Genomic DNA, 21697 nt, shown 5'->3' on the forward strand with positions numbered 1-21697 from the left:
AGAACACATGAACACTGCAATACGCATCACGATCATTGACCGGGAGGAGCGCTCCCATATCCTGGAGGCGCCCACCGATATCGGCATGAACCTCATGGAGTTGTGCAAAGCATTTGAGTTACCCGTAGCCGGCACCTGTGGAGGCATGGCCCTTTGTGCCAGCTGCCATGGCTATGTATTGTCTGACCATGACCTGGGTAATCCGGGGGAAGCGGAAGAAGATATGCTGGACCAGGCATTTCTGGTTCAGTCCAACAGCAGGCTGTGTTGTCAACTTGCTATCCGGGATCACATGGACGGGTTGATTTTTAAACTAGCTGAAAGTGGACTATGAACATCATACAAGACTATCAGATGATCGGCTTAAACCACCACCGGTCCGACTTCCGGGTACGTGGTGCCGTAAGCCTGCATGGAGAACAGCGTAAAACTTTCTACCGGCAGGCCCAAAAATCAGGATTCACCGGTTTTGTACTGAGCACCTGCAATCGCACGGAGATCTACTTCAGTGCTACAACCTATGACGAGGTACTCAGGATATGGAAGAAATGTTGTCCTGAAGCCAAATTCTCCCGGAACTGCCTGATCCACCTCTCCGGCCCGGACATGCTGAATCATCTGTATGAAGTAGCCTGCGGCCTGGATGCCAGAGTGCCCGGAGATAATGAAATCCTGGGCCAGCTGAAGGAAGCCGTAAGTGAAGCCCGGGAGGCAAAATTACTACCCGGAATATGGCAAAAGATCACCAATAGTGCCATTTCCTGCAGCCGGAAGATCCGTAATTCAACCCATTTCAACAGCGGTACTACTTCCATTCCGTATACCATCAGCAAGCGGATCCGTATCTGTGCTGGTAAATCTCCAAAGATCCTGGTCCTCGGTACCGGAGCAATGGCCACGCTATGCATAAAGTACATCAACAATCACCTGCCGGACCGTGAACTGGCAATTGCCTCCAGGTGTCCGGAGAAAGCACGCCGGATGGCTTCGGAGTGCGGAGGAGATGCAGTTTTACTCCCTGCTGACAACGCTGACTTTGCAAGGTATGATGCCGTAATTTCCGCTTTACAACTGGACCGTCCTCAGTATGAAATACCGCACGGCAAGTCATTGATCTTTGATCTGGGGATCCCGGCCAATTTCAAAACTGAGGTACATTCGGATCGTTATCAACATCTGGACTGGCTGGCAGCAGGTGTTAAGATCACCCTGGGTTGCCGTTCCGGTGAAGTGCTTAAGGTGCGGCGTATCATCCAGGAATATCTGCAAGCCTGGGATGAGTGGGAAGAGCAAAGAAAGCGCGTCACCGGGCAACTAAATTTGATGGCATGCAGCCGCTCCGCATAGGCACCCGTGGAAGTCACCTGGCCTTGTGGCAAGCCAGCCAGGTGGAAAATGCGCTGCAACAGCAAGGTTTCGAGACTTTAACTGAGACCATAAGAACGCAGGGCGATCAGGATCAGCTGACTCCTCTGGATCGTTTTCCGGAGCGGGGTGTTTTCACCAAAGCCATCGACCAGGCTGTTCTGGACGGGCATATGGATCTTGCCGTTCACTCGCTTAAAGACTTGCCCGTGATTTTACCTGAAGGTATAATCCTGGCCGCTGTCTTACCACGCGATCACTGGGCGGATGTTTTGATCACAAAATCCTCCTTTCATCCCGGACACACGAATTGCATCGCAACAAGTAGTTCGCGACGTAAAGCACAGTGGAAAGCTCGTTATCCTCTAAGCCGTTTTGTGGATATCCGGGGAAACATGGAGGTTCGCCTGCAAAAGTTTGCTGCCAACGCATGGGATGGCCTGATCCTCTCCAAAGCCGGCCTGGACCGCATCGGCCTGTTGCCCAAGGGCGCAATTGACCTGGAATGGATGGTCCCTGCTCCCGGTCAGGGAGTCATTGGGGTAACGTGCCGTGAAGATGATGTCGAATCTTACCGGAAAGTACAAGGTATCAATGACCCGGAGACCTGGATCTGCATCGGTATGGAGCGACATTTCATGCAGCAAATTGAAATGGCTTGTCAGGCTCCCGTTGGCGCTTTGGCTCTCATAAGTGACGGACTATTAACATTTACCGGCAGTATCCACTCTCCGGAAGGCCTGAAGATCTGGCAGCGAAGTGTTACCTGTCCGGTGTCTGAAGCAGGCCACCACCTTCCCGATCTGTGCCTGGAGGCAAAACATCATGTCCTAAAATCCGGGCTATGAATGCTTTATTACTGAAGGCGGCTACTGAAGAAGATATCCTGGTGATCAGGCAGTTTGGGATTCCGGCCATCTTTTCACCGGTTTTCGAATATTTTCCCTGTGTACATCCGGAGATGGTGACAAATCTATTAGCTCTGGAAAATACCGGGTGGATCTTTACCAGTAAGCGGGCAGTAACCGCAGTAATGAAATACCTACCCTCTGCGTCAAGCGATCACCCGATACTTAGCGTCGGTCATGGTTGTGCACACCTCCTATCTGAAAACGGATTTCGAGTCAATGAGACTTTTGACTGTGCTACTGCTCTGGCTTCCTCGCTATATGGATATAAAGCCAAATCCTGGATCTATTTCTGCGGAGCGGTCCGCCGTCCCGAGATCCGCAATTATTGTTTGCAATACCGAATTCATCTTCAGGAAGAAGTCGTCTATGAACATCGTCAGCTGGCTCTGGATCTAACCACCAGCACCTTTACAAGCATCTGGGCATTCAGCAGTGCGACATTAAAAGCGTTTACAGACCAAACCCAGAACCGGTATTCAGACCTGCCACTCTTTTGCATAGGACCAACGACTGCGGACACAGGCAGATCCCTTGGCTTCCGAAAGATCTTTACGAGTATCATTCCTGATCTGCCAGCCATGGCCAGGCTTTATCAACAAAGCAACTTCATTTTATGACATCATTTCCACAGATACGGCACCGGCGTCTGCGTACCAGCGCCAATCTGAGAGATCTGGTCGCCGAAACACACCTGCACCGGCAGGATTTGGTGGTCCCGCTCTTCGTAACCGGACACGGCGCGGCCCAACAGGATATCCCTTCGATGCCCGGCTATTTCCGGTATACTCCGCCTGCCTTACTAAAGCGAATTGAGACATGTATGGCACAGGGATTATCGCGATTTATCCTTTTTGCCAAAATTGAAGAACAACACAAAGACAACACCGGAGCAAGTGCCATTGACGCCGACGGACTCTTTCCAGCTACAATAGCCAAGATCAAAACGGCATTTCCGGAATGTACTTTATTTACCGATGTGGCTCTGGATCCCTATTCCAGTTTCGGCCACGACGGCCTGGTCAATGGTCTGGAGATCGTCAATGATCCAACCGTGGAAATACTTGCCCAAATGGCCGTGATCCATGCGCAGGCGGGTGCTGACTTTATCGCACCCTCGGACATGATGGACGGCAGGGTACAAGCCATCCGAACGGCACTGGATAAAGCAGGACAGCACCATACAGGCATTCTGGCCTATTCGGCCAAATACGCATCGGCTTTTTACGGGCCATTTCGCGATGCCCTGCACTCCGCTCCTGGCTTCGGGGATAAATCCTCTTATCAGATGGACTATCGCAATGCACGTGAAGCCGTGAAAGAGACGCTGGCAGACATAGCCGAAGGAGCTGATATGGTGATGATCAAACCGGCCCTGGCCTATCTTGACATCATCTGCCGGGTGCGGGAGATCACCAACCTTCCGGTAGCGGCCTATCAGGTATCCGGAGAATACAGCATGATCAAGGCGGCAGCAGAAAAGGGATGGTTGAATGAAACATTAGCCATCAGGGAGACCCTTACCGCAATAAAGCGGTCCGGAGCGGACATCATCATTTCCTATTTCGCCGAACAAGCGCTGCCATGGCTGATCTGATCCAATCCAACCGTGCCCGGTATTTTCAGGAAGCCGGCAGGTACATACCCGGGGGTGTTAATTCACCCGTGCGGGCTTTTCATGGCGTGGGAGGTGATCCCATCGTCATCCGGCATGCGGAAGGAGCCTGGTTGTATGATACGGAAGGCCGCCGGTACCTGGACATGATCAATTCCTGGGGCCCCATGATCCTTGGCCATGCCTATCCTGCAGTGGTCGAGGCTGTCCGCGTTCAGGCAGGTCTTTCTTTCAGCTACGGCACACCAACCGAACTGGAGCTGGAGATGGCCAGGTTACTCGTCGAAGGCATTCCATGGATAGACCGTATCCGCATGGTCAATTCAGGTACCGAAGCGTGCATGTCCGCTATCCGTCTGGCACGGGCATACACCAGCCGCAATTTCTTCATTAAATGCCGGGGTTGCTATCACGGCCACGCAGACCCATTTCTGGTCGAAGCCGGCAGTGGCGCCCTTACCCAGGGGCAACCATCGAGTCCGGGTATTCCGGATGCCACAACCAGGTATACCCTGGTAGCAGAATACAACGATATAGAAGGAATGCGGCAGCTGTTCACCCAGTATCCGGAATCCATTGCAGGCGTCATTCTTGAACCGGTGGCAGGCAATATGGGCTGTATCCCTCCGGAGGCCGGGTATTTGCAAAACGTCCAGGACCTATGCCGGGAAAACGGAGCATTATTTATTGTGGATGAAGTGATGACGGGTTTCAGACTTGGTTGGGAAGGGGCATGCGGTCTTTATCACCTGGATCCGGACCTGGTTTGTTACGGGAAAATAATCGGCGGCGGCCTTCCCGTGGGTGCTTTTGCCGGCAAATCACCCATCATGGACCTGTTGGCACCAGCCGGCCCTGTTTATCAGGCCGGAACCCTTTCCGGCAACCCACTAGCCATGACGGCAGGACTTGCAACACTGCATCACCTCAAAAGCAATCCCCAGCTGTACACCAGACTTGAACACCTGGGAAGGCAGCTTGAGCAAGGCCTAATTGGTATTTTTTCCAGACATTCCATTCCGGTTCAGGTCAATAGGGTTGGATCGATGATCAGTCTGTTTTTTACCGATAGTAAAGTCACCAACCTGACATCTGCTTTATCAAGCGACCTCCCGACTTTCCGGCGGTTCTTTCATCACCTTCTGGAAGCTGGTGTCCACCTGCCACCAAGCGCCTATGAATCGTGGTTTATCAGTCAGGCACTGGCTCAAGACCACATGGCCTACCTGCTGGATGCCTGCGAAACATTTAACCCCTGAAGGTCTGGATCTCCAATCTGAATTATTGAACCCGGACCATCCGCTTATTTATCACTCCCAACTCTGTCTCCAGCTGGTAATACAATACACCATTGATGGCCGGCAAATCGTGTTCTTCAATAAACAACTCATTTAATCCCCCGACAAATTTACGGGACACCTTATAGACCTCTTTACCTGCCAGGTCCAATATCCGGATAGTCGCATTCATCGTGCCGGGCAGGATAAATGCGATCCTGGTGGTATTGGAAAATGGGTTGGGGTTGTTTTGCAAGAGGACAGGATTATTTTCCAATATCTGACCTTCGTTTTGCCCCAGATACTGACGGGGAAGCGATTCATTGGAAGTCCGTTCATGCGGAACCCGAGATTTGCTCTCATCATCCATCGGTGCAACGAGTGGGGCATTGTCCGGACAATAGTCTCCTGCTCCATCTTCCAGATGCAGAACAGGCGTACACTGACTCACATTGCCAGATTTATCCAGTACATAAACCGGCAACATGGTGTCCCGGACTATACCGTTGGGGATATCCGCGCAGGTAAATGTCTTGTCTGGTGTCAGGCCATCCGGTGTAAAACTGAACAAGAGATCATCAACCGACGTACAATTATCGAAGCTGTTGGCATCAAAGCTGGATGCGTCCACATTCAGTTGTCCATCCGGCCCCATCAAAACTGTAATTGCATCGTTGCAAAATACCGTTGGAGCTTTGCAGTCCCGGACGGTGATTGTCGTTTCACACGAATCGCTGTTCCCGCAGATATCTATCGCGATGAGGTGAAAACGATATGGTACATCAAGCACCATTTCTCCTTCAAATTCATTTCCGGTACCACTCAGTACCGGGCCAGCAGAACCGGCCGTATCGGCATGGTACTGATAGCGGATTTTATCCTTGTCTGTGCAATTATCAGCTGCTCCACCAAGCAACACCCTTACCAGTGCTACAACACACTGATCGTCTTCGATGCAAACGACCGATGGACTGACACACTCTACAACCGGAGGTGTCGTATCTGTAATGTGGATGATCTGTACATATTCCATGCTCCCATCGCCATTGTCCTTCAGGTAGCGGGGCACACAACTCCTATCCGGACCAGCAAGATAGCGATCGTCAACGATCACATCGGGATTCCGGTCCATTGGATCCACCGTCTGGTCATAGGTACACCAATCAATCACTTTCCAGTGACGGATGATGCTGAAACAGCCCTGGGTGGAGTCACCCAACACTTCATCGATCCGGGTGACACCCAATAATTCGCATTCATCATCGCTTAAAACCGGATTGCCGCTTGTTTCAGGATCCAGATCTGCATGGCTGTAGCTTCCACAATAATAGGTTGTATCCTTAGGGAACAACACCTCAAAATCACTGCGTGCCAGCACCGTCAGGGTTTGTGTACACTGGGTAGAATTGCCGCAGCGGTCTGCGACGGTCCAGGTACGTGAAACGGAGCCTGTACCACACTCATCCAATCGACCGGAATCCCGGGAAGAAATGATCAGCTCGTTTGCCGGGGTACAATTGTCATGCACATCGGGAACGACCACCAACAGGTCCAGTGGCTTACTGGTGGTGTCATAGCGATCCAACCATAACCACATCTGGCAATAGATCGGCGTCTTCGGTGATGTACTCATACAGTCATCGCCATCCAGGATGCCCTGGTAATAACCATAGGTACCACCATCCCAGGGATAAGCTGCAGGAGGAGCACAGGAAATAGCCGACGTATTTTCAGGCATTGAAAAGACTCGTGAAGCGCCGTCCTGGTCGAAAGACCCGGACCAAGGCGTCTGGTCGCAATACACGGTAATATTCTGTGGGGGTACACAAACCGGTGCCTGTTTATCATCCTTAAACACATTGACCATACAGACATTGGCAGAAACCGGAATCAGTACCCGGTCCTCAAAGTCCTGCTGCAAGCCCGGATATTGACTGGCGATGGCCTCCCACCGCATTTCTTCTCCTGTTGTGTATTCACACAGACCATGATGATTTTCCAGGTCCCAGGTGTGGCACAAGTCCGGGTGAGGCCGCTCACCATTCAGAAATGCCGGATAATTCAATTTATAGAAACAGGCATAGTCATCGTAGACATTCCAGCAATACCACTGGTGGCGATCACCGGCGAAAGCATGTGGATCGTAATTGGGCAAACCGCATGCCTGGTAGACTTTCATGACCACCATCTCTTCCCCACAATCCGTCAGGTCCACGTATTCTGCATACACATAACAATCCAGCCACTGACTGATAGCAGCCTGAATCTGCTGATACTGAGTATTATACGTTGTAGTTCCCAGACAGGACTTAAGTTGACTGTTCCAATAATCTGTCCAGTAATTCAGATCTTCCATCCGGGCCACAGCAAAATGCAGTGTTCCGCAACAATTATCGAAACTACCGTCATCCAGTGAAACGGCATTCAATCGATGGCTGCAGGTGTTGGCATCCATGGTCACCCGGGAATTTGCACCGCATACCGGTACCGGACCCGATTCATCTACCACAGACAGAGCCTGGTCAACATCCGTCTTGTTATTGCAGGCATCCCGCAGATGATAGGTAATGGTATAGTATCCAGCCGGTAATGACCTGACCGCAACTTCATCCGGAGCTATCTGACCGTAGGCAACCAAGCCTCCATCCTGATTGATTTCAAAATAAACCTTGAGTTGTGCTGCGATCTGCGCCTGGTTGGCAAAATCCGGATACCCACATTCCTTTACAACTACCGGGCGACGGATGAACACATCAGCTGAACAGTCGTGCGGATTCGCCAGAACAGTCAGCGGGGTTAGGGAAGCCGGATTGACTTGCGGCCCCAGGGTATCAATAATTTCGATCCACTGGACTACCGTGGTGTCCCTGCCTGCACACCAGTCGGCGACAAGCCATTCTCTCCTGATCTTAAAGCTGTTGCCACAGGTCGGGATGATGCGATCGGTATAATCTGTGAATACCCGGCACGTACCACCGGATTCTTTCGTAAGGTAGACGGTGTCCGGTCCATCGATCGCATAAGGAGGCATCACCACTCCGGTAAGTCGTCCATACCCATCTGTTTTGGGCAAAGGATGGGGATAACCCTGTGGGTCTATCTCACTGTAGCGCGAATCCCAAATCGAAGAAACCAGCTGATGGGTAAGTGGATCTGTCCGCTCGGAGCAGCACTCGATCAGGGTATCTGCTGGAAAGATAATAGCTGAAAGTCCCACTTTTCGCAGATTGATTTGCTGGGTTCGAACAGCAGAACGCCCCCAGGCATCTTCAATTCGTATTCTTCGTGTAATGAATCCGATCAATTCCGGATCCTCATCACAGTCATAGGAGGTATACTCTTCGGAAAGGATGGTTACCTGTGGCTGAACGCTACAATTGAGTCCGATAGCCGGCAGTGCTGGCAACGGGGCCGTGCAACTGATGGTCGTATCCGGAAAAAGGTATTCCGGCAAATTGGGGTTGAGCTCGACACGGAGTTCGCCCCAGCACTTGTTTTTAGTGAGGGTATTGGTTACCTGGTAATACAGCTTTTGATTGAGCAACTCTTCCGTCAGGACATTGCCCAGGTTCTGATGCCACTGGTTGAACACTTCACCCAGCAATACCTGCCGGCATTCGGGGGCATAACCACGTGCAAACAATTCGATCGGGAAGGTCGTTTCGCATTCCGGCCCGATACCTACCGTAACTTTATCGAAACAAACGAGTGGTTGGTATGGGTTGCAGGGGCAGTTGAGGCGCAGGATAGTGGTACATGTATCGCGAAATCCAGCCTGATCTACCACGATCAGATCCACCTGATCATAAACAGTGGTATCAAACACATTCCCGCAATCAAACGTGTACCTGCTCAGGTACATCGTGTCGATGCCACAATCGTCGTAACTTCCGTTATCAACCGTATCAACGGTAAGGATGACCGGTCCAAATAAAGGCACTTCAAAGGTGAGCGTGTCGTGACATACTGCCACCGGTGGCTCCGTTTGCAACCGCATTCCAAGTAGCACACAGGAATCCGTCAGACCACATGCATCACTGATGTAATACGTCTGGATCACGTCATTGCCATTAATTTCCAGGCGTCCGTGAAAACTCGTTGAGTCAATATGACAATTATCGCTGATGACTCCTCCGGCATGCAGGAATGAATCCAGATCCATCAGGTCTGCCTCGACCATTTCACAAGCCTCAAAGGTCAGGTCAGGACATTGGATTACCGGAGGAACCGTATCGATCCGGGTAATCACCTGTAAAGCGCTGTCCGCATTTTGACAACGGTCTTCAGCTCTCCACCAGCGGTAAATAGTATCGATGGCCGGACAAACTCCGGGCACCACTTCATCGCGGTACGACAATTGAATTCCGCTGCTGCACAGATCCGCCGTGTCGGTAACCATCCCGGTCCTGGATGGCAGTGAATCCAGCTCGCAACGGATCACAGTATCGCGTGGCGCGGTGAAGGTAGGTGGAAGATTATCCGCCACCGTGATGACCTGCGTGCAGGTATCGGTATTGATACCATCATTGAAGATAAAATGGCGCTGAATGATCAAAGGATCTGAAGCACAACCCGATCCTCCATTGTTCTCTTCCACTACCATCGTGTCAATCATGCCACAAGTCACAACACCAATACCCGTATAGGAAGTATCGGGGATATCACCCATGCACTGCACTGAAACCGGCATCAGATCGCAGACGACCTGCATTTCAAAATAAGCGCTATCGCTGGCGGTTGCCATGAAACAGGGATCTACTACATCCGTAAACTGAGACCGTACCACCGTTACAGAATAGTCACTTCGGTCGGCCAATACGCGGATGCTCCCGGTGGTATCCCCATTGGACCACAGGTATTTATAATCGCAACCGATGGCCACGCTATTCACTACCGCATTTAACTGAACCGAGTCGGCATCGATGCAATTTTTTGATATGGATACATCGTAGATTGGAAATACAACAACATAGGCTGTATCGTAGATGATCGTATCCGGGGCCAGGCAAACCATATCCAAGGGAGAGGCAGCTGCAATATACATGAATGTGTCACCGGCACAGGACATTACATTTCCAAAAACACCGGCGTTGTACAAAAACGAGCAGGTGAGACTGTCCACGGAGCAATTCCATAAATTATCCAAATTCGGATCATCCGGGCTACTCCAGCTGACCATATCGGCACCACTGACCACCAGCAGTGAGTCACATGGCTGCTCCAATATCAGGTTATGCGCATTGACACTGGGTATATCCATCAGACTAATAGAGGTCGCATTTTGCCCCTGTTTACAGGACAACATATACACCACCGGATTGTCATAGGTACAAACAACCGAATTATTCATGCCTCCCGGGTTGCTTTCCCGTAAAGAGTCACAGGTGTTTTCATCAAAATTAAACGCCCAGTAAAGTTCGCCGGCGGTGGCTCCGGGGCCTACATCCTTAACCTGTACACCAATGTTTTCCATTCCGACTTCGATCTTGAACTCAAAGCAGCGCTTATTGGTCGTATTTCCCATCCCGCCGGTACAATTGCCACATCCCAGACCGCGTTCCCGGGCAATGATCAGACAACTGTCGAGATGACTATGGGTAAAAATGATGTGGTAATAAGGCACCGCCGTACTGTCCGGGTTCTCGCAACCGGTAAAACGTTGCCCTTCACAGGTATAGGTACCAAAGTCAACCGGAATGGTATCACACATGTTGCTGGTCTCGATCACTACGATGTCGAAGATGCTCCCATTTTCGAAAGGCCCGAAGTACCAGTATTCATTAGGTTCGCTGACGGTGAGCTGAACGGGCATGATGGAATAACTGGCCGGTTCAGTCTCTGTGGATATGTCACTGACCCGTATACCCTGATTGTCCGGCACATTCCCATAGCGGTCTATCACATTGTAGGTGCCAGGGTCTCCCTTGATGTGAAATCCAACAAAAAATGAGTCGGGATTTTCCGGACGACAGTAATACAATACGCCATCGACTTCCGTTTCACATTGAGCCAGCAGTTGGCTTCCGCTCACCAGCGAGGTGATGAATACCGTGAAGAAAGATAGTGTTTTCAGAACCTTGGCAGATTTCATAATGGTTACATTTGGATGTTATCCGGAAAAAGCACCGGAGGGTAAACCGTTACTGTGAATGGGAGATCTTACATAGTCAGCATAAAGCTGACATTCTAAAAAATGAAAAGCTAAAGTGATCTCGGGACAGAGATCCGGAAGGTTCTAAAATATTCCCAGCGAATAGTATAACCAATAGGTTATCAAGACAAAACTAATTATCAAAATATGTAATATGTAAATTTTGAGGTGGTAAAAATCACACATTAATTAATATTATAATTAATCTTAATATGTGTAAGCAGTATCCTCACTCATTCAGTCGCGAATGCTGTAATATTCATTCCGCTAAATGAAATGACCTCCTTTCTGTCAGGATTTCCATGCAATACCCTGATCGAGGAATATTTACATATCTGGATCGGATATATAAATGAAGTCTGATTACTGCAGATGCGTGGACAACAATTGTACAAATCGCCACACGTCGAGGTAGGAATTATAGAGCGGCACCGGCGCTACCCGAAGCACATCCGGCTTTCGAAAATCAAGGATCACACCGGAATCCAGTAGTTTCCGGTAAACTTCAGCGGCTATTCCAGGCATGTACAGGGATAGCTGGCAGCCCCGCTCCTCCGGCTGAGCAGGCGTAAGCACTTCCAGCATAGGAGCGTCCAATTGTTGCAACAGATATTCCAGATATCCGGTCAGATGCAAGGACTTAGTACGTAACCGCTGCATGCCTGCCTCCTGAAACAATCCAAGTGATGCAGTAAGGGGAGCCATCGATAGGATAGGCTGGTTGCTGATCTGCCATCCTTCCGCTCCCGGCTCGGGCATAAAAGGCGTGCGCATATCAAATCGTGTTGTGCGTTGTTGTCCCCACCAACCTGCCAATCGCGGAAAATGAAGATTACGCTCATGGACGTAAAATCCGGCAATGCTACCGGGGCCTCCGTTCAAATATTTGTAAGTACACCAGGTCGCAAAATCAACATCATCATCATGCAAGGTCATGGGAATGTTGCCCGCCGCATGGGCGAGGTCAAATCCGGCCAGCGCGCCCACGGAATGCGCCCAGGAGGTAATGGCCCCCATCGGCAAATATTGCCCGGTGTAATAATTTACATTACCCAACCAGACCAAAGCCAGCCGATCTCCGGCGGCCAAAATCGTATCCCGGATCTGCTCAGGTGCCAGATAACCCCGTTCGTTGGTATAAAGCCGGATCACGTCCTGCTCAGGGTCCAATCCGAATAACCGGATCCAGGACTCGACGGCATACCGGTCTGATGGAAATGCATCAGCTTCCATCAACACCTTCGTTCGTTTCCCCGAAGGCCGGTAAAAGCTGCCAAACGCCATATGGATATTCGTGGTCAGCGTATTCATGATGGTGACCTCAGAAATCCGTGCACCTACGATGGGGGCCATCAGCACAGTCAGGTCGCGATGGTATTGCATCCAGGGGCGATCGCCGGCGAAATGGCCATCCACCGCCAACCGGTGCCAGGCATCCATCACCTCGTCAACCGCCGCCTGAGCTTCAACAGGCTGTAATCCCAGTGAATTGCCACAAAAATAGATCCTGGGAGATCCATCTTCATTGACGGGAAACCGGAACCGGCTACGGAAAGATCGCAACGCATCTACCTCATCCATCCGGACGGCAAATGACTGGTCAGACCGGTAGCTGATGGTATGTTGTTTCATGAATAAATTTGGTTATAATACAGGTTGCAGGTCGGCAAACTGCATATCGTACAGTTTCTTATAGAATCCATTCTCGATACGCAGTAGCTCATCGTGGGTGCCCATCTCTTTGATCTGACCTTTATCCATGACCATAATCTGATCGGCATGCCGTATCGTGGAGAGCCGGTGGGCAATGATGATCGAAGTACGCTTGGAAATAAGGGTTTCGATGGCGTACTGGATCACTGCTTCTGTTTCAGTATCGATCGAAGAAGTAGCCTCATCCAATATGAGGATGTTGGGATTAAAAACCAACGCCCGCACAAACGAGATGAGCTGCCGCTGGCCCATAGACAGGTTATTCCCGCGTTCCATCACCACAAAGTCATAACCACCAGGTAACTTCTCAATGAAATCGTGGGCACCGATCAGCTGGGAAGATTCGATGACCTCTTCCCGGGTGATGTGTTCATTGCGCAGGGTAATGTTATCAAATACCGACCCGGTGAACAAAAAAACATCCTGCAGGACAAGTGCCATACGTTGGCGCAGACTGCGCATATCGTAGGTCTCCAGCGGAATCGCGTCAACACGGATTTCGCCATTTTTTAAAGGATAGAACCGGTTCAGCAAATTGATCAATGTGGACTTACCGGAGCCCGTATGACCTACTACAGCCAACGTCTGCCCGGGTTGAACTTCAAAGGATATATCTTTCAATACATCCACCTGCCCGTCGTAACTGAAAGTGACATGGTCAAATTCTATGAGTCCCTTCACTTGCTCGACAACCAGGCTCCCGTTGTCCTTAAGTCCGTGTTCCTTATCCAGGATATTAAAAACCCGTTCTGCTGCCACCAACCCCATTTGGAGGGTATTAAACCGATCCGCCAGCATACGCACCGGTCTGAGCAACATGGTCAGGTAAATGGGGAAAGCTATCAGTTCGCCGATGGTCACCTGTCCTGTCAGGGCTCCACGGGCGCCCCACCAGACCATCAGGGCCAGGGTGAACGCAGCGATCAACTCCACCACCGGGAAAAATACAGCATAATAAAAATTGGTGTCCAGGTTCGCCTGGGTATAATCGCGGTTGATAAGCCGAAATTTACGAGCCTCCTGGGTCTCGGCATTAAAAATCTGTACGATCCGCATGCCGGTGATCCGCTCATTTAAAAATGCATTCATCTGGGCGATCTTGGTACGGACGATCTGAAAGGATGATTTTGCCTTTTCCTTAAAGATATACCCAGCCCAGATCAGGAACGGCAGCGCAATCAGGCAGATCAGTGTCAACTTGACGGACGTGATGAACATAATGACCAGTACTGCTACCATCCCAAGCAGATCGGCAACGATCGTCACGGTACCCTGGGTAAAGATGCTGTTGATTGTTTCAATATCGTTGATGGTCCGGGTCGTGGATTGGCCCACCGCCGTTTTATCAAAATAGGGCAATCCAAGATGGATGATGTGATTAAAAACGCTTACACGCAAATCCCTGATCACCAGCTGACCCAACCAATTACTGAGGTAGTTGAAAGCATATCTGGCCAATGCGGTGATCACCAGCAGTACTACAAGGATGATCGACATGCGAATGAGGCCCTGGATATTTCCGACGACGATGTATTTGTCGACCATGATGTTGATCAGGTAAGGCCGGGCGGTGCCTAATGGTGCCAGAATAATGGCTAAAAATCCGGTCCAGAAAAATACGGTACGGTGAGGTTTGGTCAATTGCATGACCCTCCCTAGTAGGCCAAAATCTATTTTGTTTTTACCTGCCATAAATGAAGACAATGCAATAATAACAAAATGATGCCAGAACGGTTATGTTAAGATTGCAGCAATCCTTCATCGGCAAAGCTAAAATAGCCGCGACCGGTGACGATCAAATGATCCCGCACCGGGATGGATAAAACCTTGCCGGCCTCTACCAGCTGGCGGGTAATACGCCGGTCTTCCTGGCTGGGCTGGAGGTTACCCGATGGATGGTTGTGAGCTACGATCATGGACGTCGCACGATGGTCCAGAGCTTTCTTAAATACAATGCGCACATCCACAACTGTACTGGCCAATCCTCCGATAAAGACGGTATCGACGGTGATCACCTGTGCTGCGGTGTTCAGATACATGACCATCAATCGCTCATGATCAAGATCCTGAAAATAGGAAAGAATGCACTGGTAGGCGTCCTGACTATTGTGAATGGCCGTTCGCTGGGTGGGTTCCTCACGTTGGCGGCGGCGGCCTAATTCCAGGGCTGCCGCAATGGTAATGGCCTTAGCCTCACCGATCCCTTTGTATTGCATTAGTTCCTGGAGCGTTGCTTTACCCAGAGCTTCCAGCCGGTTATGGTGATCGCCCAGCAATTGTTTTGCCAGATCTACGGCCGTAATGCCTTGCAGTCCCGAGCCAAGTAAAATGGCAATTAACTCCGCATTGGATAGTGCGGCAGCTCCCTTTTGGATCATTTTCTCACGTGGGCGGTCATCCAGGGACCAGGATTTAATATTGAGTCCGGGTTTCAAGGCAGTAATTCATACTAAGGTAAAACAACATTAAATATAGCAAGAAAAGCCTTAAAACGGCATTGCAATGCTTCCTTCCGGCACGAAAATCGTGCCCTGTGAATGGTACTTGGTGATGAATTCTGTACTTTTAATCGATAACCCGGCGGATATGAAACACGTGATATTTGTTACCCCATTTTTCACCGAAAATGCCAAACAATTCCTGAAAGGATTGGTCTCGATGCCTATCCGTCTATCTGTCATCAGTCAGGATGTCGAAGAAAATTTACCAGACCCTACACATGCCGGAGTGACCCGCTTCTGGAAGGTTGACGATATATTCAATTATCAGGAAATGCTGGAGGCCTGCCGAAATATGCGTGACGAAGGCGGACCTATCAACCGCTGTCTGGTCGTCAATGAACAGGTGCAGGAATTGATCGCCTCTATCCGGGAAGCGTTGGATATACCTGGCATGCGGCCGGCGACCGCCAAAAACTACCGAATCAAACAACGCATGAAAGAGGTATTGGAGAAAGCCCGCATCCCGGTCGCTCAATATCTCAAGATAGAAAGCGAAGAGGAGGCTCAGAAAGCATTAAAAAAGCTGGGGCTTCCAATGGTGGCTAAACCTCCCGCCGGGGCTGCTGCTCAACAAACCTTCCGGATCAATAATGACGCAGAATGGGAAAAATTCATTGCAGAAAAGGTCCGTGACCAGGAGACCCCCTGGTTGCTCGAACAACTCCTGGTAGGACAGGAGGGAAGTTGTGATACCTTCTGCCTGCGGGGTAAAATGGTTTTCCGTACCTACACGCAATATTTGCCATCGCCATTAGAAGTGATGGAAAACGACTGGATCCAATGGCAGGTACTCTTACCAAATCCGGCAGGCGGCCCGGATTACGAAGACATCCGGAAACTTGCGGATAAAACATTACAAGCCCTGGGGCCCGAGGATGGCTGGAGTCATATGGAGTGGTTCCGGCTGGCCGATGGCACGATCCGTATCTCCGAAGTAGCCATGCGCCCCCCCGGCGCTCAGTTTACCACGCTGATCTCCCGTGCCGCTGATTTCGACAGCATCGAAGCCTGGGCCAAACTTATGATCGAAGGTGAATTCAGTGCTCCCAAACAAAAATATGCGGTCGGAGCCGCCTATTTACGCGGCATGGGAACGGGCAAAGTAAGTACTATCAATGGCTGGGAAGCCATCCAGCAACAATACGCCGGATTGATCTGTGACCATCGAATACCTCAAATCGGAGCACCCAAAGGTCAGACCTACGAGGGAGAAGGTTACGTAATCGTACGTCATCCCGATACTGAGGTCGTGCGTTCCGTGCTACTGGACATCGTCTCAACCGTACGCGTCTTCCTGTCGAATTAATGCGGAAGCACCATTTTATGCCTTAATTCCCTGATGCGGTGGTTTCCTGGCTTCTGCCCTGTCCTGCTGCTTACCACGCAACAGCCTTCCTGCAACTTCTAAATAAATAAATTCTGATTCGTAATCAATCTTTGCACTATCTTTGACTTTTTATCCGAAATAGTCAAATGGTCAATAACGAAAAGACTGAAATCGTGGAATCCATCCTGACAGCGGCAAAAGCCCGCCTGGTGGCCTATGGCCTGGACAAAACGACGATGAATGAAATAGCCGACGATATCGGAATGTCCAAAGCCTCCCTGTATTATTACTTCGCCAACAAAGACGATCTTTTCCGGGCTGTTATACAGAGCGAGCACAAGCAATTCATCGAAAAACAAAATGCACATCTGAGCACCGGATTGAGTGCCCATCAGCTTTTGGAAGACTATGCAGACCAGCGGCTCAAATTTTTTCAAGACCTATTGAATATCAATAAACTTAGTTTGAATTTGATCCACAAATCCAAACCTGTTTTCACCCCATTATTTGAGTTATTCCGCCAAAAAGAAATATTACTGGCCAAACAAATTCTTGAAAAAGGGATCCAGAATGGAGAATTCCAGTCCCTGGATGTGGCTCAATATGCAGAATTATTCATCGATTTGATCCAGGGCTTACGTCGCAATTTCACATTAAAAAAAGATTTAATCAACATTTCCACGGAGGACTATCAATTGTTGTATCAGCAATATCAAATGCTGGTTGAAATCTTCTGTAAGGGAATAAAATGTCAATCATGAAAGGAAGAAAAATCATTTTGTACCTCCTGCTGCTCATTGCAGTGTGTTTCGGTGGTTATAAAGGATACCAGGTCTATCAGCACCATCAGGCCTACGAGATCACCGATGATGCAGCTATTGATGGACACATCGTACCGGTCACCTCACGAATCGGCGGATATATCCAGGTGGTCAATGTTTCTGAGAATCAGGAAACACATTCCGGCAATTTGCTCGTAGCCATTGATAGTCTGGATCTGGTCACCCGTACGCATCAGGCCGAGGCTGCACTGGAGGGAGCGAAGGCGCAGCTGGCTGTAACCAAAGCAAACCTGAATGCAGCAATTCAGGCCAGGAAAAGCGCTGAAGTAGCTTTAGAGTTACCGCGAACCAATATCTGGAAAGCCGAGAGCGATTTCAACCGGTACAACGAATTGTATGCACAAAACCTGGCCACCCCACAACAAATTGATCAATACAAAGCCGGCCTGGAAACCGCCAAGTCCCAGCTGTCCATTGCCCAGCAGGCCGTCGCCTCAGCCAATGAGCAAGTTCAGACCGCCCAGGCGCAGATCAAAGTTGCTGAAGCCAATATTTTACTTCGGGAAAAAGACATTGAGAGTGCCAAACTGCAACTGACCTATACGCGGATCTATGCACCGGTTGATGGTATCGTATCCAAGGACAATATCCAGCCGGGACAATTCATCCAGCCGGGACAACCGCTCATGTCGCTGGTTGAACATCAGAATGTATGGATCACAGCCAACTTTAAAGAAACCCAGCTGCCAGGTATTGAAATCGGGAATGAAGTCAACATCGAAGTGGATGCTTTTCCAGAGCTCAAAGTGACGGGTGAAGTAGAGTCCATCGGTGCCGCCACCGGATCCAAGTTTTCATTGATACCTCCGGATAATGCAACGGGCAATTTTGTCAAGATGGTACAGCGGGTCCCGGTCCGCATTGCCATTCACCACAATGAAGAGACACTGAGCAAGCTCAAACCAGGTATGAGTGTCAATGTGGAGGTGAAAAGATAAGCAGCATGCAGGAAAAGACTCCAAATAAATGGATCGTGGTGGTCACGGTCATTTCAGCGGCGTTATTGCAACTGATTGACTCGTCCATCGTTAACGTCACGCTACCCCAGATGATGGGCAATCTTGGTGCAACCCTGGGTGATATCTCATGGGTGGTCACCGCTTACACCGGTGCCAATGTCATCATGATCACCTTGTCCGGTTGGTTGAGTTCAAAACTGGGCCGGAAAAATTATTTCACAGCATCCATCATCTTATTCACCATCGCTTCGGTGTTTTGCGGCAACGCCACCACAGTCGCTCAACTGATCGTTTTCCGGATCATACAAGGCATCGGTGGCGGCGGGCTGCTGGCTACTGCCCAGGCCATTCTGGTTGACACATTCCCCCGTGAGGAGCTGGGCAAAGCGAACGCCATATTCGGGATGGGGGTGATCATAGGACCTTCTATAGGCCCTACCCTGGGTGGTTACATCACCGACCAACTATCGTGGAACTGGGTATTCTACATCAATATTCCGGTAGGCATCATAGCGGCAATCCTCTCATTCCTCTACATCCGCGAATCCGAACACCGGCTACAAACAGGAAGAATGGACTGGCTGGCGATCGCGTTGCTGATAGTAACCATTGGTTCATTGCAGGTGGTGCTGGAAAAGGGAGAATCGGAGGATTGGTTTGAGACCCGCTACATCACGTACCTGTCCATTGCTGCGGTGTTAGCCGGCATCATATTCATTTGGCGACAGCTGACAGTAAAGGACCCGATCCTGAATCTGCGACTGATGAAAAACCGGCAATATGCCATTGGCTGTGTTTTTTCACTGGTACAGGGAGTGGGGCTTTACGCCTCTGTGTTCGTCATCCCTGTATTCCTGCAGACCATGCTGGGGTATTCGGCGGTTGAAACCGGTTTGATCCTGCTACCCGGTAGTCTGGCCGCAGGACTGATGATGCCGGTCGTTGCTACCGTTATGCGCAAAAACTGGTTGTCACCGGTTGTCCTGGCCGGTATTGGATTCAGTTTATTCGTCTATTTCGTATGGCGACTTTCAAGCATGAATCTCAACACGGGTGCATCCGACTTTTTCTGGCCTTTGATCCTGCGTGGGATCGGGCTGGGGATGTTGTTTATCCCTTTGCTGACGCTGACCATTTTTCCGCTCCACAACCGTGATGTACCGCAGGGTACCGCATTGATGACAACCCTGAGGCAGCTTGGAGGTGCATTTGGTATTGCGGGAGCCACCACCTTTATAGGAACACGCAGCCTGGAACATTTCAATCGATTAAGTGAGCATCTTTCCATTTACGATCAGACCACTTATGACCGCCTGCGGGCCATGATCGGATTATTTGTTTCCAAAGGTGCAGATCCATCCACCGCTCAGGCTCAATCCTTACTGGCACTGAAAGGCAGCCTATTTCAACAGGCCATGATCCTGACCTACAATGATGTTTTTTTGATCGTGGGTGTATTCTTTGCCCTGTGTATTCCTCTTTTGGTGCTGTTTAAGACTAAAAAATCAGACAAATCTTCAACCGCTAAAGGTCCTGAACTGGAATTAGCGCTTGAGTAAAAATTCGATTATGAAAAAATTCATTCTATTTCCCATAATCCTGATTCCCTTTATCATCGGCGCTCAAAACGGGGCCTACGATCTAAAGTCGTGCATTGACCAGGCTTTGAATAATAGTCCGTTGTTGAAAAATGCCCAGCTGGACCTGGCCATTCATGAAAACGACCGGGCCACCCTGCGCACGAAGTTATTACCACACATTGATGGTGAAATGGATTTTATCCATAATTACAACATCCAGCGTATTATCCTGGAAAATGGAGCGATTCCTGCATTTACCAACCCTTCCCAACCGGATGGAGAAGTGATTGCATTTCAGTTGCAATTACGTAATACCCTTTCGCCCAGCATTCACTTAAATCAACTGCTTTACGATAAATCCCTTTTTGAAACCCTGAAATCCGATACGATCCAAAATACGTTGCTCAAACAAAAAACGGAGAAAAGCAAAACAGATATCGCGGTAGCGGTAACCAAGGCTTATTATTCCATTTTAATCAGTCAAGAGCAACTGGATTATCTGCAAAATAATTTAGAGCGGGTGCAAACCATGCGATCGAATACGGAGTCCCGTGTTAAATCCGGAATCGCCCGCCCCATTGATGTTCAGCGCATTCAGGTTGCCGTAAATAATATGCAAGCAGAAATTGAACGGGCACAACAAAATGTCGCATTAAGCAAATCCATGCTGGCCCAGCTCATGCATTTAAGTCCGGATACGAATATCGAGCTGGCCGACCAACTGGACGAGTCACAACTGATCGAAATATTGCCCCAGAGCGATGCCATTCAATACGGGAAGCGGGCAGAATATTCGATGTTGCAAACACAGAAACGATTGATAGAAAGTGGATTGACCATTGAAAAAGCAGGATATTATCCACGTATTTATGGTTATGCTGTGACCGGATACAACCCGTCGGCAACGGATTTTTACAATTTATTTCAAGCATCAAGATTTTACAATTATACCATGATCGGCGTTCACATGAGCGTACCCATCTACCATGGAGATGAAAAAAGGTATAAACTGAATAAATATTTACTGCAGGAGCAAAAAATAGAAAATAGTCTGACCGAAATAAAAGAGTTGATCGATTATCAAACCGAACAAGCCCGGATAAAATACGATCACAGTTTAGTTGCCATTAAAATCCAAAAAGAAAATTTAACGCTCGCCGAAGAAAATACAGCAGCAATAAAAGTTGAAAACGAAAAAGGGATCTCCGCTACCATCGACGTATTAAATTCAGAAACCGACTTACGCCTGGCTCAAACCAATTATTATAACGCGTTGTTTCAGGCAATCATGGCAAAAGTAGACTACGACCAGGCGGTAGGAAATATCAATTACTGACGATTGCTTTCGCAATGTCAGCATTGCCTTCGCGCTTCCTCCTACTGACGAACACTATCGTGTTGTCAGCATAACCTTGCGCTTCCTGCCCTTCACTGACGAATTAACGAGTTGTCGGAATTT

At 49.4% G+C, this 21697-nt stretch carries 15 protein-coding genes; 11 read left to right on the forward strand and 4 right to left on the reverse strand.

Translation table 11 applies throughout. From position 1 onward, the window contains the following. Positions 1 to 7 precede the first annotated feature (7 nt). The 6 genes from H6570_14960 to hemL are packed head-to-tail and all read left to right on the forward strand — an operon-like array spanning position 8 to position 5147. A complete protein-coding gene (locus H6570_14960; GenBank protein MCB9320580.1) occupies positions 8 to 334 on the forward strand; it encodes a 2Fe-2S iron-sulfur cluster binding domain-containing protein in 327 nt (108 codons plus the stop codon). Further along, positions 331 to 1347, forward strand: coding sequence for a hypothetical protein (locus tag H6570_14965; protein ID MCB9320581.1), 1017 nt, complete (start codon positions 331 to 333; stop codon positions 1345 to 1347). Before H6570_14960 ends, H6570_14965 begins: the two co-directional genes overlap by 4 nt. After that, positions 1329 to 2213, forward strand: a complete 885-nt coding sequence (gene hemC, locus H6570_14970; protein MCB9320582.1) for a hydroxymethylbilane synthase — start codon at positions 1329 to 1331, stop codon at positions 2211 to 2213. Before H6570_14965 ends, hemC begins: the two co-directional genes overlap by 19 nt. After that, positions 2210 to 2893 carry a uroporphyrinogen-III synthase gene (locus tag H6570_14975; GenBank protein ID MCB9320583.1) on the forward strand — a complete coding sequence of 228 codons (684 nt, stop codon included), beginning with the start codon at positions 2210 to 2212 and terminating at the stop codon, positions 2891 to 2893. Before hemC ends, H6570_14975 begins: the two co-directional genes overlap by 4 nt. Further along, positions 2890 to 3870 (forward strand): porphobilinogen synthase, encoded by a 981-nt coding sequence (gene hemB / locus H6570_14980; protein MCB9320584.1) that lies wholly within the window; start codon positions 2890 to 2892, stop codon positions 3868 to 3870. Before H6570_14975 ends, hemB begins: the two co-directional genes overlap by 4 nt. Further along, positions 3858 to 5147: a glutamate-1-semialdehyde 2,1-aminomutase gene (gene hemL / locus H6570_14985; GenBank protein MCB9320585.1), complete on the forward strand. Its 1290-nt coding sequence runs from the start codon at positions 3858 to 3860 to the stop codon at positions 5145 to 5147. Before hemB ends, hemL begins: the two co-directional genes overlap by 13 nt. Positions 5148 to 5169: 22 nt before the next feature. On the opposite strand, the gene H6570_14990 is transcribed toward hemL, so the two are convergent. The 4 genes from H6570_14990 to radC all read right to left on the reverse strand — a co-directional run bounded on the left by H6570_14990 (position 5170) and on the right by radC (position 15407). Beyond that, positions 5170 to 11256, reverse strand: coding sequence for a T9SS type A sorting domain-containing protein (locus H6570_14990; protein MCB9320586.1), 6087 nt, complete (start codon positions 11254 to 11256; stop codon positions 5170 to 5172). A gap of 423 nt (positions 11257 to 11679) precedes the next feature. Continuing rightward, on the reverse strand, positions 11680 to 12933 hold the full coding sequence (gene kynU / locus H6570_14995) for a kynureninase (GenBank protein ID MCB9320587.1): 1254 nt from the start codon (positions 12931 to 12933) through the stop codon (positions 11680 to 11682). Between the two features lie 27 nt (positions 12934 to 12960). Then, positions 12961 to 14721: an ABC transporter ATP-binding protein gene (locus H6570_15000; protein ID MCB9320588.1), complete on the reverse strand. Its 1761-nt coding sequence runs from the start codon at positions 14719 to 14721 to the stop codon at positions 12961 to 12963. A gap of 47 nt (positions 14722 to 14768) precedes the next feature. After that, on the reverse strand, positions 14769 to 15407 hold the full coding sequence (radC, locus tag H6570_15005; GenBank protein ID MCB9320589.1) for a DNA repair protein RadC: 639 nt from the start codon (positions 15405 to 15407) through the stop codon (positions 14769 to 14771). 208 nt (positions 15408 to 15615) lie between these two features. Here radC and H6570_15010 point away from each other — a divergent pair, with 208 nt between their 5' ends. The 5 genes from H6570_15010 (at position 15616) to H6570_15030 (ending at position 21574) form a co-directional block, all read left to right on the forward strand. Further along, positions 15616 to 16836, forward strand: coding sequence for an ATP-grasp domain-containing protein (locus H6570_15010; GenBank protein ID MCB9320590.1), 1221 nt, complete (start codon positions 15616 to 15618; stop codon positions 16834 to 16836). 167 nt (positions 16837 to 17003) lie between these two features. Continuing rightward, complete coding sequence (locus H6570_15015) at positions 17004 to 17618, forward strand: TetR/AcrR family transcriptional regulator (GenBank protein MCB9320591.1); 615 nt, start codon at positions 17004 to 17006, stop codon at positions 17616 to 17618. Then, positions 17615 to 18637, forward strand: coding sequence for an HlyD family secretion protein (locus tag H6570_15020; protein MCB9320592.1), 1023 nt, complete (start codon positions 17615 to 17617; stop codon positions 18635 to 18637). Before H6570_15015 ends, H6570_15020 begins: the two co-directional genes overlap by 4 nt. A gap of 5 nt (positions 18638 to 18642) precedes the next feature. Beyond that, positions 18643 to 20217 (forward strand): DHA2 family efflux MFS transporter permease subunit, encoded by a 1575-nt coding sequence (locus tag H6570_15025; protein MCB9320593.1) that lies wholly within the window; start codon positions 18643 to 18645, stop codon positions 20215 to 20217. A gap of 10 nt (positions 20218 to 20227) precedes the next feature. Then, complete coding sequence (locus H6570_15030) at positions 20228 to 21574, forward strand: TolC family protein (protein MCB9320594.1); 1347 nt, start codon at positions 20228 to 20230, stop codon at positions 21572 to 21574. Positions 21575 to 21697 lie beyond the last annotated feature (123 nt).

This window comes from Lewinellaceae bacterium, from assembly GCA_020636135.1.
Classification (GTDB): Bacteria; Bacteroidota; Bacteroidia; order Chitinophagales; family Saprospiraceae; genus JAGQXC01.